The 14,025-nt window shown below is 53.0% G+C and carries 10 protein-coding genes; 4 read left to right on the top strand and 6 right to left on the bottom strand.

The genetic code is table 11. From position 1 onward, the window contains the following. Window positions 1–68: 68 nt before the first annotated feature. Complete coding sequence (locus AB1L42_RS19170; protein WP_367060071.1) at window positions 69–1,388, bottom strand: Gfo/Idh/MocA family oxidoreductase; 1,320 nt, start codon at window positions 1,386–1,388, stop codon at window positions 69–71. A gap of 328 nt (window positions 1,389–1,716) precedes the next feature. Between AB1L42_RS19170 and AB1L42_RS19165 the strand changes: the two genes are divergently transcribed. The 3 genes from AB1L42_RS19165 (at window position 1,717) to AB1L42_RS19155 (ending at window position 7,315) form a co-directional block, all read left to right on the top strand. Further along, window positions 1,717–3,108, top strand: coding sequence for a VCBS repeat-containing protein (locus AB1L42_RS19165; protein WP_367059859.1), 1,392 nt, complete (start codon window positions 1,717–1,719; stop codon window positions 3,106–3,108). Beyond that, window positions 3,105–4,526 (top strand): tetratricopeptide repeat protein, encoded by a 1,422-nt coding sequence (locus tag AB1L42_RS19160; RefSeq protein WP_367059856.1) that lies wholly within the window; start codon window positions 3,105–3,107, stop codon window positions 4,524–4,526. The genes AB1L42_RS19165 and AB1L42_RS19160 overlap by 4 nt, the downstream gene beginning before the upstream one ends. A gap of 170 nt (window positions 4,527–4,696) precedes the next feature. Next, window positions 4,697–7,315 (top strand): PVC-type heme-binding CxxCH protein, encoded by a 2,619-nt coding sequence (locus AB1L42_RS19155; protein ID WP_367059852.1) that lies wholly within the window; start codon window positions 4,697–4,699, stop codon window positions 7,313–7,315. Between the two features lies 1 nt (window position 7,316). Here AB1L42_RS19155 and AB1L42_RS19150 read toward each other — a convergent pair whose 3' ends face one another. Continuing rightward, window positions 7,317–8,435 carry a DUF1570 domain-containing protein gene (locus tag AB1L42_RS19150; protein ID WP_367059849.1) on the bottom strand — a complete coding sequence of 373 codons (1,119 nt, stop codon included), beginning with the start codon at window positions 8,433–8,435 and terminating at the stop codon, window positions 7,317–7,319. 127 nt (window positions 8,436–8,562) lie between these two features. Between AB1L42_RS19150 and AB1L42_RS19145 the strand changes: the two genes are divergently transcribed. Further along, window positions 8,563–9,828, top strand: coding sequence for a hypothetical protein (locus AB1L42_RS19145; RefSeq protein WP_367059846.1), 1,266 nt, complete (start codon window positions 8,563–8,565; stop codon window positions 9,826–9,828). 107 nt (window positions 9,829–9,935) lie between these two features. Here the strand turns inward: AB1L42_RS19145 and AB1L42_RS19140 are convergent, their stop codons facing one another. The 4 genes from AB1L42_RS19140 to AB1L42_RS19125 are packed head-to-tail and all read right to left on the bottom strand — an operon-like array spanning window position 9,936 to window position 13,940. Further along, window positions 9,936–10,886 carry an alcohol dehydrogenase catalytic domain-containing protein gene (locus tag AB1L42_RS19140; RefSeq protein ID WP_367059843.1) on the bottom strand — a complete coding sequence of 317 codons (951 nt, stop codon included), beginning with the start codon at window positions 10,884–10,886 and terminating at the stop codon, window positions 9,936–9,938. After that, window positions 10,864–11,529: a VTT domain-containing protein gene (locus tag AB1L42_RS19135; RefSeq protein WP_367059840.1), complete on the bottom strand. Its 666-nt coding sequence runs from the start codon at window positions 11,527–11,529 to the stop codon at window positions 10,864–10,866. The genes AB1L42_RS19140 and AB1L42_RS19135 overlap by 23 nt, the downstream gene beginning before the upstream one ends. A 33-nt stretch (window positions 11,530–11,562) precedes the next feature. Then, entirely contained in the window at window positions 11,563–12,345 is a 783-nt protein-coding gene (locus AB1L42_RS19130; RefSeq protein WP_367059836.1) for a class I SAM-dependent methyltransferase, read from the bottom strand. A 59-nt stretch (window positions 12,346–12,404) separates the two neighbouring features. Beyond that, window positions 12,405–13,940 carry a serine/threonine-protein kinase gene (locus tag AB1L42_RS19125; RefSeq protein WP_367059833.1) on the bottom strand — a complete coding sequence of 512 codons (1,536 nt, stop codon included), beginning with the start codon at window positions 13,938–13,940 and terminating at the stop codon, window positions 12,405–12,407. Window positions 13,941–14,025: the final 85 nt, after the last annotated feature.

The raw sequence follows: 14,025 nt of genomic DNA, 5'->3' as shown, positions 1-14,025 counted from the left end.
CGACGCCCCACGAGAGGATGGAACTTTCGTTGGGGCGTCATACATTTTGATTTCCCGATCGGACAGATTCAGTCGAGCGACCAGCCGGAGCGAGGTTCTCTTCCAAGGAATGTGTTTGCGATATCAGAATTCGTCACTCTCAAGGCTTTCGAATCCCATTTGATCTTTTCGCCCGCCCGGAAAGCCACGTTTCCGAGATGATTGGCTTCTGTGAGTGGTCCGGAATAGCTAAAGGGACTCGCGGTTTCGGATCCATCGCGACAAGCAACGAGCCACTCTTCATGCTGTCCCGGAGAGTCCGGAATGAACTGCTCTGGTGGGTTGAAATTGGCGAACTCAGCTTCCGGCAAGAGAACGTACTTGGAATAGTCGGAGAGAAGCATCTTTCCATCTTCGCCGATGAACAACGCTCCGTTAGCCCATTGGGGAATTCCTCCCTCGTTCCAGATCTCCGGTTTGTGATCTCCCTGATACCACGTCAGTTTACACGGAGGCATCTCCCCGCGTGCGTCGTACTCATAGGTGACGTGCATCGACGCGGGGGCAATCTCCGGATGTGGTTCCGGGCCGAATGCTTCGATCGTTTGGGGAGCATCAAGTTTCAATGCCCACCAAGGAAGATCGACGCGGTGGCTTCCGAGATCCGACATCGTCCCATTTCCAAAATCCCACCAGCGATACCATTTGGGACCGGGGAAATAAACTTCGTGATACGGACGCATGGGTGCTGGTCCGATCCACAGATCCCAATTGAGATAGCTCGGAGGCGTCATCGTTTCGGAGGGGCGCTCTGAGACAAACACGCGATCTTGATTCCGATCCGAATCTTCTTTGCTCTGAAGTCCCCAGGCACGTGAAACCCACACGTGAGCCTCCCGCACAGCTCCGATCGCTCCCGACTGAATCAACTCGACGACCCGCCGATAGTTGGGGAGTCCGTGAATCTGCGTTCCCATCTGAGTCTTCACGCCTGCCGATTCAGCAGCTTGTGTAATCCTCCGGGCTTCGTCTACATTCAGCGTGAGTGGTTTTTCACAGTACACATGTTTGCCCATTTTCAGCGCGGGCATTGTGGCGTATGCATGCGTGTGTTCGGTCGTGCTGACAACGACCGCATCAATGTCGTCTGTCCGGTCTGCGTAGAGTTCCCGAAAGTCCTCGTATGTTCTCGCTTCAGGAAACAGCTTCGAGGCGATTCCCAGGTTCTGACGATTCACATCACACAGCGCGACGACCTGCACATCGACGAGCGATTGTTCGGTCATCGTCTTGAGATTTCGTCCGCCACGGCCGCCCACTCCGATGAACGCCAGATTCAATCGTCCGTTTGGAGATGCAGCAAACGCTTTGCGTGTCTGCGGGAGCAACGCCAATGACGACGCTGCCATCGTTTGCAGAGCGGTTCGTCGACTCAGTCTTGAAAGTGACATGCAATCCCCTTTTGATTGATGTGAAGCACGGCGGTTTCAAACACACTACCGTATTGCTCGAACAAATGCATCGCCGACAACTGATGCGTCTTAAAGAGTCGAGATGTGATCAGTGATGGAAAAACGTGCCATGAATTGCAAATTCTCGGGGGCGGGAGTTGTGTTCTCATCCCGAAAACGTTGTGATTCGGACACCAGCATCATCGGATGTTGGCTGTTATCCTCCAGCCAGTTTGCAAAGCCGAAGTCTCGTCGTTCAACTGAAGACTCAACTCGCGGGAAATGAATGTTTCGTGAATTCAAATTTCGGGGCAGTTCGCTCGTACCGGAACCGAATGTCCCGGTAGAAGAAATTGGCACTCGCGTTCGTTACGGACTCACGATCGCGCTCGTTCTGATTGCCATCGTCATTCCCATCGGATGGTTACAGGTCATCGGCCGGACCGCTCCCCAGGGTCCTCCGTTGGAAATCGCCCGCACCCAGACGGATCTCGAAGTTTCGCCAATTCAATTCCGGGCAGCCGAGTTGTCCGACCATGAGGACTGGAGTCCTAGAGTCACGAACGTGAAACTCGTCGATCTCAATCAAGATGACAAGCTTGAAATCCTCGTGTGCGATGCGGTGCGAAATACGATCTTTCAGTATGAGAGACAGTCGGACGGAGCATGGGACGAAACAGCTCTCGTTCCAGAAAACAGCATCGCCGTGCCAGCCCGGACGGAAGTCGTCGATCTCGACGGAGATGGCGATCTCGACATTCTGGTCGCAGTATTTCGAAGCTTGAATCCGACATCAGAACCGATCGGGCAAGTCGTTCTTTTGGAGAACGCCGGCGACAACGAGTTCACCCCGCGAGTTCTGATTGATCAAATTCGTCGCGTCTCGGATGTCCGCTCAGGTGACTTCGATGGTGATGGCGACCTTGACCTCGCCGTCGCAGAATACGGACATGAATTCGGCCGAATCTTCTGGATGGAGAATCTCGGCGACCTCAATTTCGTCGATCGGGAACTCATGCGAGCAGCAGGAACGGTCTCCGTTTCAGTCGGCGATTTCGACGGTGATGGAGATCCCGACATCGCTGCATTCATCGCAGGTGACCAGGAGGAAGTGTGGATCTTCGAAAATACGGGGGAAGTCCCCTTCCAACCAGAACGACGAAAGATCTGGGGAACGGCGAACTTCGACTTCGGCGGATCTGAGATGCAAGCTGTCGACCTTGATGGAGACGATGACCTCGATTTTCTCATCGCTGCTGGAGAAGACTCGGAATTTCCAGTTCCTTCCCAGCAATCATCGCACGGCGTTTACTGGCTCGAAAACCAAGGTGATTTTGAATTCGAATTGCATTCGGTTGGTTCTCTGCCTGGATGCAGCTCAGTTGCAGTCGCAAACATTGATGACGACGGGGATCTGGACATCATCGCGGCCAGCCGGTTTAACAACTGGAATGTTGAGGGAACGGCAAGTCTGGTCTGGTTCGAAAACGACGGGCAACAAAACTTTCAATCCTGGAAAGTCGCCACCTCCCCTGCCCGACTCGCAACGGTCGCTTGCGGCGACATCACGGGGGACGGCCGAATCGAAATCGTCGCTGGTTCTCTCTTCAACCACGAACCAATCATTCGACCCGGACGTGTGACGATCTGGACTCAAGAAGGCGAGGAGCAGGAATGAAAGTGATCAACGCCCTCTTACTGGCAGTGATCGGCATTGAACTTCTTGTCGGCTTCTGGTCGTACCGGAACGTTCAACAGCAACCAGTTGCACCGACAGTGAACACCGAAGGCATGCCGGTCTTCACTCGCAATATGATCATGTCGTCCGAAGTCGCCATGAACCCTAAGTTCGCGGAACAATGGAGCGGCTTGGGTATCGTCTATCAGGCCTTCGGATACTACGACGAATCAGTCGCTTGTTTTACTCGAGCAAAAGAGATCCAACCTGAAGACTCGTCCATCGCCTACGAACTGGGATTCGCCCTGATCCTCGCTGGCCGGATCGATGATTCGTCGCGAGAATTCGAACGAGCAATGGAACTCGGGCATTATTACCCCAGCCAGTGCTGGTATTTTCTCGGTCGAAACTCACTTCGTCAAAACGATCCCGAATCCGCGAAAGAGTATTTCCTGAAAGCAACTTCGCTTCCGGCAGCCCGCTATGAATTGGCGAAAATTGCCTGGCGGGCGGGAGAACTCAACCAGGCAGAACACCTGCTCAAGGAACTCGTCAACGAATTCCCAAACGCAACGGAACCGCAGCGTCTGCTTGCGGAAGTCTTCGATGAACAAGGGGAGCATCATCTGGCATCGATGCTCTATCTCAGCTCAGATCGTCGATTCGTCGGGCTGACCTCGCCGCGTCAGGAAATTTTCGAAAGCATTCAACAAATTCGAACGCTGGGAAACGTGAAATTTGTCCAGACACGTGTCACCGAACTGCTCGATGCAGGAAAAGCTCAGGACGCGGAGGATCTGTTGAAGCATGACGCTGGCAGCACATTCAATCCCGTCATTTGGGATGCGAAATCAGATGTCGCTCGTGGGCTCGGCAACCTTGATGAGCAGATTGCACTCCTCAAAGAAGTTGTCAATCGCGATGGATTAGATTCCTATCGCGCCGCGAGGCTCGGCTTCGCACTGATTGGCAATGACCAGAAGGAAGAAGCTCGAGAAGTCATGAGCGTTGGAGCGGCTCTTGAATCCAACGATGAACGCGAAGTCGTTGCCGACCTCTATCAGCAACTTGCGAACCTAGCTGCCGAACAAGGTGACGAAGAGAAAGCCCGAGCCAACTGGGGCAAGTCGCAGTTTCACTATGGGCGAAAGATCTATCAATCGGAAGATCCTTCGAAAGCCATTAACCTGTTCATTGAAAGCGCCGAAGCAAACCCTGATGAGGCAGATGCGCCGTTTTTCTATCTGGGAAATCTCTTCTATGAAACAGGCGAGCTTGAAGACGCACAAAGGGCATATGCAGAATGCCTGAAGATCGATCCCGACTTCGGTCGCGCAATCGATGGTCTGACTCTCATTAAAGCGATCCGAGATCCCGGCGCAGCAGATTCAACTCAGCCAGAAGCTGCGCAGGATTGAATCGCCGGAATCAACAAGGCTATTCTGCTTCATTAGAACTCGCCTGAAACCTTCTGTCCGTATCTCAGAACTCACTTAGCGTCGTCTTGAGATGATTTCTTCAGCTGACAGACGGCATTCCATGGCGAATCGTAGATGCGCTGATTCATGGGAGCACCTGCACGATGCGGATGAAGATTGTAGCCATCGTCCTTCTGACAAACTCGATATGTCTAAGCATTCTAGCACAGGACGCTCCCGTCGTTCACGATGATCGGTTGCAGGTGACGCTTCTTGCTGAAGACCCGGAAATCGTGACGCCGATCGGCATGGCGATCGACTCGCAAGACCGACTGTTCGTCATCGAGTCGCACACCCATCATCCCCCGGCGGACTATTCAGGACCGAAGAGCGATCACATTAAAGTCTTCATCGATCGTGACTACGATGGAAAAGTCGACGAAACGTATGTGTGCGCTGATGGAATCAACCAAGCGATGAATCTTGCCTTCTCACCTGACGGCGAGTTGTTTGTTGTCTGTGCGCGAGAAGTCCTGAAGGTTCACGACGAGGACCGCGATGGCCGAGCCGAAAACGTCGAGACAGTTTTGACTCTCGAAACCGAAGAACGCTACGCTCACAACAGCCTCCTCGGAATCACGTTCGATCGCGATGGCTGGATGTATGTTGCTCGAGGAAACACCGGGTCAAAAGGCTATCATTTCGTTGGAACGGATCAATCCAAAGTCTCAGGCTACGGTGATGGGGGCAGCGTCATCCGGTGCCGCCCCGATGGAACTCGCCTCGAAGAATTCGCGACAGGTTTCTGGAATCCGTTCGATCTGAAATTCGACCAACATGGGAACCTGCTGCTCGTCGACAACGATCCCGACGCACGTGGTCCCAATCGTCTTGTTCATGTCGTTAAAGCTGGCGACTACGGTTATCGATCACTTTACGGAGGAAGTGGCAACCATCCGTTTCAAGGCTGGGACGGATCGTTGCCCGGGACTTTGCCCTTCCTCGCAGGAACCGGGGAAGCTCCATGTTCGGTCATTGATTGTCAGCGGTCCAATTTTCCAATCGAGTATTCGGACAGCGTTCTCGTCTCCATCTGGAACGAGAACTCGATCGAGCGGTTCGACGTCAAAACGGAATTTGACGGCCTCGCTGTTACCGACAAGTCGAATTTCATGTCGGGAGGCAAAGACTTTCGCCCGGTTGCCCTCGACTGCGACTCGCAGGGGAATCTGTATGTGACGGATTGGGTCCTCGTGAATTATCCCAACCATGGACGCGGTCGAATCTGGCGTATCTCGAACATCGATACGGAACCGACCATCTCGCCCCGCAAGAAGTTCGCTCCCCCGCTTTCAAACTCATGGGAACTTCACGCAAAGGAAATTCGTGAGACCGACGATGAAGACAAACTCGTCGAAGCTCTTCAATCCGATTCGGCGATGCTTCGCCACGTCGCAGTCCAACGACTTGCGCAAATCGACGACGACAGCCTTCACGAGCAACTCTCTCAGAATTCACACGAACGCGTTCGCTTAGGAGCATTGCTGGCCGATCGGATTCGATTCCCGAATCGTATTGAGTCGATTCGCCGCTGGCTGCAGGACCCATCCGAAGAGATTCGCCTCGCTGCTCTGGTGTGGGCTGGGGAATCGATGAACATCGATTTGCGTGGTGACCTGCAAGCTGCCATTACTCAGGAAAACGTCAGCACTCAATTGTTCGCGACGTATTTGGCTGCAGTCCAGAATCTCGATTCGACATTCATCGAGGCATACCAAACTCGTGCCGCAGCCAAATCAAATCAGCTACCACGACCATCGACCTCCAAGCTTCTCATCGAAGTCGCCAAGAGCCCGAAGTTTTCCGAATCGGTTCAGGCACACGCTGTTCGATTTCTGGATCTTTCAACCGCGAAGTCGGAACGCGATTGGCTCACCAGGCAGATTCAGAGCGAACAAGAAGAGCTCGCATTAGCTGCAATTCGTAAACTCGGCGAACTTCCACTCAATGAGCATCCTGAGCTTGTCGAGAACTTCGTGGACACTTGCCTCGATGACTCCGCACCGGCTGAACTGCGCTGCGAAGCTCTGCTCGCCATCAGCACGGTAAAACTCGAAGACCCGCAGCGACTGATTCCTCTTTTGTCCGATGAGAATGAATCGATCGCGACAGAGACAGCCCGAACATTTCGGTCCTGGTTTGAAAGATCGGAAGCCCGAGAATGCCGTGAACACATTGATTCGCTCAAGTTGTCTCCAATCGTCCGAGATAGAATCTCCGGTCCTCGTCCCGACAATGGACTTTCAGAGTCCGAGTCCGCTACTCGGCCAGACAGTCATGACGAATGGACAAAGCTTGCGATGAAAGGAGGAATCGAGCAACGCGGACGGAGAGTCTTCTTCACCGACCGAGTGGGATGCTTCAAGTGTCATACAGTGGACGGTCGCGGTGGAGTCCTCGGTCCCGATCTCAGTCGGGTCGCACTTTCCAAATCACGCTCACAGATCATTCATTCCATTCTCGAACCTTCCGCAGAGTTTCCGCCGCAGTACCAAGCGTGGATGGTCGCCACTACGGAGGGGAAGATTTATCGAGGACTTCAACTGGACCACAAAGCCGGTGGAGCGATCGAAATGATCTCCGAAACCGGTGACAACCTGCACTTCAAGGCGAATCAAATCGAAGACTACGCTGCTTCGCCGAAATCTCTCATGCCGGATGGACTCATACAAACCATGACGGTGGGAGAATTTCAGGACCTCGTCGAATTCCTCAACAACTTGAAATGAGTCAGAGCCCCTCAATGAACCGCACAAATTGAACTTCAAGCCAGTCGAGATCGCTCCCGAATACTTTTTGAAAGTCCGCCAGCCGTTCGGTCGCGGAGTACTCCTGATCGAGAGAATCTCGGGTCGAAATAATCTTCAGGTAAGCCGCGTACTTCGACGGTCGCGTCTCTGCGAGAAAATAGCTGAGCGCCCAAGCCTGACTGTATGCGTTTAGAACATTCTGTCGAAAGTAGAGTTCATCGTTCGCAATGAACTGGGCGATCGTCTCCTCTCTTACCTGACTCAAATATGCTCGAAAGTGACGCAATCGTTCCGGGTTCAATGCGGAGGCACCGCGAAACTGTTTCTCATCGAAGGTCCCGTCACCCTCCATCATCTCAGCAAATCCCTCAACCACCCAACGAGGGTTGGCTCCGATTCGTGAGTGCAGGCCAGCATTGAATGCGAGTTGATGAATCCCTTCGTGCAGAAGAGTTTGAACGGTCGCAGGATCGAGATCACTGTCGGAAGCGCGAACGCTTGGTCTGTTCGAAACCGTTCGATAGTTGGGCCCTGACGATGGTCGTTCGTATAGAGCGATGCGATTTGTCGCTGGATGATAGTAGCCCCGGATCAGTCCATTCGGGGGAACATCGTCGCTGGCACAATAGGCGTCAAACTCAGAACGCTGACTGAAGATTTGCACAAGCAGCGGAAATTCAGAACGAATCGTCGGGAGTTTGCGACGCGAAGCATACAGCGAAAATGCACGGGCTGTCCGGTCGAGCAACTCGGCATACTTTCTCGCTCGACCTTTTGGTCCCGCCACAACAAATGGCCCGCGAGTGGTCACTTCGTAATCGTGCCCCAATTCCTGCTGAAGCCGTGTCCTCATCGCGATTGATGACTCCGCTCGAAACGGATCGGGCGACTTTCGTGCTGAGGTCACCGATTGCAAATCGATGCGAGAATAACTCCCGTCAGAATGTGCCAGCCAGCTCAAACCCTGATCATGAACCAACGGCTTCCCGACGTACGTTCTCTCAGCAGTCGTCAGTTCAACCTGTCCCGCTCCGTGAGCAATGGAGACTGACAAGCACGACAGTGCTAGCAGACAGAGAATCGGTTTTGGAATTCGCATCGAGGTCCCCGGACAGAAAGCGAGTCCAACAAACGTAGAACGCTCTGCTCAACCGCGCCGAGATGACCTCAAGTTCGGCTCCACCAAATGGAATGATTTTTCGGGTTGGATGAATTATTCTGACCGAATGCCCAAATCCCGTTGGACCTCAATGCTCGTTCTCATCGCGCTCATGGCTTTTGGCGCGGATTGCATCGTCTCACGATCAGATGCAGACGACGTTTCCGTCAACGCAATTAACAGCAAGAGTGTCGAGCAACTCGTCGCCCTCCTCGACAGCCCGAAGCGAGCAGAACGAGTCGAGGCGGAGCGAAGGCTGATCCAACTGGGGGAATCCGCCATTCCCGACTTGGAAAAGCTTTCGGTCGACAATCCGATCATCGATATTCAACTGGATCGGATTCGCAACGAAATCCGCAAACTCGCAGCGACGAGAACACTTGAAGGAACTCGGTTCAGCTTCGATGCCCCCAATGAAGTGAACATTCAGGAGTTCATCCAGAAACTCACCGGTTCGACAGGCAACCTTGTGCTCACCGATCCGCCGAACTTGTCGAGGCGAGTTCGTTTTGAAGGGAAAGACGTCCCGTTCTGGCAAGTGATCGATGAAGTCTGCCTGCACCACGACCTGGGTTGGCGAACGTCATCGAATGCAGTTGTACTCTCGACCAGTGAACGAACACGTTATGACGTGGCGGACTACGTCAAATGCGTTCGGATCGGCGGGATCGTCCAACGCCAGCGGCAAGGATTTCGTCAACGGCGGAGAGGTGAACTGATCCGCGTCGAATTTCGAATCGATGTCGAACCGCAGGTCGTTCCATTCTTCGCTCAAGTCTTCGACAGAGACTTTGAACTTGCAGATGAAAATCTCACTGCAACACCGTTCAATCCAGATGCTGGGCATGAGCTTCTCTTTCGCGGAGGACGCACAGCGGTCTTCACAATCGACTTTCAAACCGAAAGCGAAGCGATCGAGTTTCCAATCAGTGCTTCGGGTTTCATCACTCTCTTTTGTGCAGCCCGAAGAGAGCCAATTGCCATCGCTCTCGACATTCTACAACAGTCTCCCGACAACCGTGTTCGCTTAGAAGGAATTTCCCGAACACCCGCTGAGACCATCATCCGCTTAAGTATCCAACTCCCCCACAACGCTGATGAACTCCGTTCACACCGACTTGGATTGCTGCATCGAGACGTGAAACTGCAATTAGCGAATGGACAAACCACAGCTTCTTCGCGCGTCGAACTCCTCTCGCGTCGTGGATTGATTCACTCCCTGGAAGTCCGTTTTCCAAGCGATGTCGAAGCGACTCACCTAATTTATGGAATGCCTGAGCTGCTGACTTTTCTCCCCGTTCCATTTGAGATTCACGGACTGGAGCGCAACTAGAGCAAGTTGCTCTCTCCTGTGCACTCGCTTGTATTGCTCCGACACTACAAACGACTGACATGTCACCAGCTTCGTGCGAGCCAGAGACAGAGCGGCTTTAAACCGAGTCAATTCTGTACGTTGAGAATGACCTTCAATTGATCCTTCTTTTGTGCGGTTTCGAGTGCAATGATGGAATCTTCCAAGCTGTAACGAGCTGTGATGAGATCCGTCACGGAAATCTGCTTCTGGGCCAGAGCTTCGATCGCTTTATCGAACGGACCACAACGTGACCCGACCATCGTAAATTCATCAATCACAAGAGGAGCAAGATTGGGACCCGTTTCCCCGGCGAAGGTCGACTTCATCACGATCGTTCCACGCGGCACACAAATCTGAAAGGCAGTCAACAATCCTGAAGGGGAGCCGGTGCAGTCAACGACCAGATCGGCAAATCGACTCTCCTCAACGTCATCCAGCAGCCGGGTGGAGATTCCCAGTTTTTGCAGACGTTTAAGCTTTTCGACGTGCTTTCCGACAACCAGCGGGGACTTTCCATGCGCCGCAATCACTTGAGCGCAGAGATTTCCGAGTCGACCGTCGCCCAGAACAACGATGCTCTGATAACCGCTCAAGTTCAGTTGAAATGGAATCTGGAAGGCCGCAGCAATCGGTTCCGTGAAGACTGCATTGTCGTTGTCGACCGAATCAGGAACGGCATGCAGATTCTCCTCAGGAACCCAGACCGTATCAGCAAATGCCCCGTCATGATTGAGAATTCCGATCACCGACCGATGGGGGCAATGAGTTGGAAGTCCAGCGTCGCAGGTCGGGCAGTTGCGGCACGCGCAATTGATTTCGCCAACAACTCGCTCGCCAGCGAATCGACCACTTTTCGCCACGCCGACGAATTCGTGCCCGAGAACTCCTTCGAACCCCATGTACCCACGAATCAGCTGCAGGTCAGTTTCGCAGACTCCCGCCTGAATCACTTCCACTTCAACACAGTCACTTCGCGTTTGTGCCGAGTAGTCTGCATCGAATTGGACTCGTTGGTCAGTGACCCGAACGGCTCTCATGAGAATCTTCCAAAGCTTGTGAATGAGACAGAAATGCAGGAGCGAGTTGTCGTCTGACCAGCCATGTCAGTGCCACAGGAAAGACGACTGAGCCAGCGATGACCCATATCGTGACGTCGTACTGAATCGCCAATGCTCCAATTGCCGAATAGCTCGCTGCGATTACAAGATTCGCCACAATCAAGGGCAAAAGGATGAGCGAAAACGGAATGCGCATCGCGCCGAATAAGAGAATGGTCGCTTCTGCAAGAATTGGCAGCGGACGAGTGACCGCAACCGACCAGATCGCCAGCCGTTCTTGAAACTGCTCAATAACGTTCCGATCTCTTTTGTCGGTCATTCGGTTCACAAACCGGGCTCCGACGAGCTTTGCAGCTTGAAAGCCGACAACATTCCCGAGCATCAGCCCCAGCCACGACGCCAGTGTCGCCCAGCCGAATCCGAGCACAGCCCCACCGTAGGTGCTCACCGCACTTGAAGGAATCGGAAGAAAGATATCAAGCGCAAGAAGTGCGACAATTAAGCCGAATCGTGCTGCAGGTGACCAGGATTGTTCGAACCACGAGCGGATTTCATTCTCGAACGACTCGCCCAGAAGCAGGAAGGGAATCGTGGATGCGAGCAGGCAGAGGCAGAGTATCACAAATTGTTTCCGCAAATGATGCACGCCGAACTCTTACCTCTTGCGGAGGATATAGACAATGTCTTCCGACGTTTCGTTGAGTTCCGTTGTCTCAGAAACGTCGTACGAAAAATCATGGACAGCAGCCACCTCGAGTTCCGGAACTCTCGAGAATAACTTTTGCATTTGAGCTTCAGTGTAAGTTCGATAGTTCATCTCATCGCGAATCTGACGATGCGAAGTTGGCGTGTAGATATCGAGCGTCATTCCGAGTTTTTCATTCCGCCCCTTCAGGTCGAGTTCCTTACACCACATGTGTGAATTGACCTGCAGATTGCCGCGTCGAGCGACCCAAGACTCTTGTTCCATACGATTGCCAGCTGTCGGAATCAAATGTACTCCGAGGACATAGAGCCCACCCTTCGTGAGGGCATTCGCCATACACTTGAAATGGTCAGTCGCTTTTCGTTCGGTCTCCAAATGACGAAAACTATTGATCATGTTGAACGCTGCATGGAACTTCTTTTTAACCGAGAAGTCACTCATATCTTCGACGACAGCGCTCGCGGGGAAACCGAACCTCACGAGACGATCGTTGCAATACTTGACCGCATGCGGGTTCAGATCGTTTCCGGCAACTTCATAACCGCGTTGGGCAAGTTTGATCATCAATCGACCGGTTCCGCAGGCCGGTTCGAAGAGGCGTTTAACGCTGCACTTGGCGTATCTATCAAAACAGTTTTCGAGAAAATCGCACTCTGCTTTCCAATCAAAGCCGAATAGCAAATCGTAGTACTTGGGATAGTCGTACAGACTCCCCTCAACAACATCGGTCATAGCTTTTGATTTCTCTGAGGAGAATGAGTCCAAGTCAGATTTCGGACTGCGAGTCGATTTCAGGTCGCGGAATCTTCGGTCGAACGACTTTGAGAGGATTCTTCAGACTCTCGAATGATTCGGCGAGCATCTTCCTCCCGCTGTCGCCAGCTTTCGCTCAATCGATCTTCATAGTCTGCGGGAAGAGCCGCCAATGTGGACTTGGCAAGAGAAATGTTCCCCTCAATTGCCGCCAGGTACGCTTTCCCGATCCGCGCTTTCGTGATGTATTCTTCGGTCTGGATGTCCCGCAGCAGGTTCAACTGACGTTCCGCGTCCTGCTTTCGATTCGGATCGTGCAAGTACTGCAACGCAAGTTGCTCGTGTGCCCGATTGACATAGCCAGCGTCGGTCGGATGGTATTGGATCACCGCCTTGAATGCATCTTCGCTGTCCACACGAAACATCGCGTCGATGAACTGCTCGCGCGCTGAGTCCAATTTGGGAATCGAAGAGTGAATCAGATTCGGATTGGCTTCCGGAATGGTTTGACGAGTAGCAAGACTGACACCAGCTGAAGCAATTGCCGAAACGACACAGAGCAGCGTCAACATAGCCACTGGTCGATTCGTCGGGAACGAATTTGATGATCGAGCAGAATCGGCGAACAAATTATCCACCGAGTCACCCGTCTCAAGCGCTTTTGCGATCTTGCGAACATCGTTGAGCACATCTTCTGCCGACGCATAACGATCATCCGGGCTCTTCTCCGTCATTCTGCTGATCACCTGGCAGATGACTTTCGGAAGATCCGGACGCACCTCCTCAAGCGGAGTTGGAGTCTCGTGTAGATGCTTCACAGCGACGCTGACGGCGTTCTCCCCTTCAAATGGAGGATGCCCGGCGAACATGTAGTAGCAGGTGATCCCGAACGAATAGATGTCACTACGCTGATCGAGCTTTCTCCCACTGACCTGTTCCGGACTCATGTACAGCGGAGTTCCCATCGTGACACCTTCCTGTGTCAGGTTGAGCCGCTCCCCTCCTTGAAGCTGCGCGAGTCCGAAGTCGGCCACCTTCGCCTCACCCTTACGGTTCAGCATGATGTTTTCGGGCTTGATATCGCGATGCACAATTCCCTTCTCAGCTGCGGAACGTAGAGCAGACGCCACTTGCCGCATGATCCTTAAGCCGAGCTTGGCTTCGAGTGGCCCTTTCTTCTGGATGAAACTCTTGAGAGTCGCCCCCTCGACGTACTCCTGAGCGATGAAATACTGGCCGAGATTTTCTCCGACCGTATACACCTGAACAATATTCGGATGATTCAGCCCAGCAGCCGCTTTCGCCTCTGCTTGAAACCTGGCGACATAAGTCTGGTCTTCAGTCAGATCAGGACGCAGTAACTTCAAAGCGACGTTTCTCTTCAGCGATTCCTGCTCGGCCAGCCATACCTCAGCCATGCCCCCTTTTCCGAGGCGACGTAGCAGGCGGAAGTCGTCGAGAATTGAGTCCGTCTGAGGGACCATTTCTCCCGAAGTACTAAAAGAAGACGGCATCGACGTGGTGTCATCGACGTTCGTTTGTTCATCGGGAAGATTGGAATCAGATTCCGCCATGGAAAATTATCCGTCAATTCTGTCTTGTTCGTGCGGTTATCATGGCAAAGAGAGCGGAATGTGGAAAGGTTGCGCGTCAGACAAG

The sequence above is a fragment of the Thalassoglobus sp. JC818 genome (assembly GCF_040717535.1).
GTDB lineage: Bacteria > Planctomycetota > Planctomycetia > Planctomycetales > Planctomycetaceae > Thalassoglobus.
The sequence above is the reverse complement of the archived record's forward strand: the minus strand, read 5'-3'. Positions and strand labels throughout refer to the sequence as shown.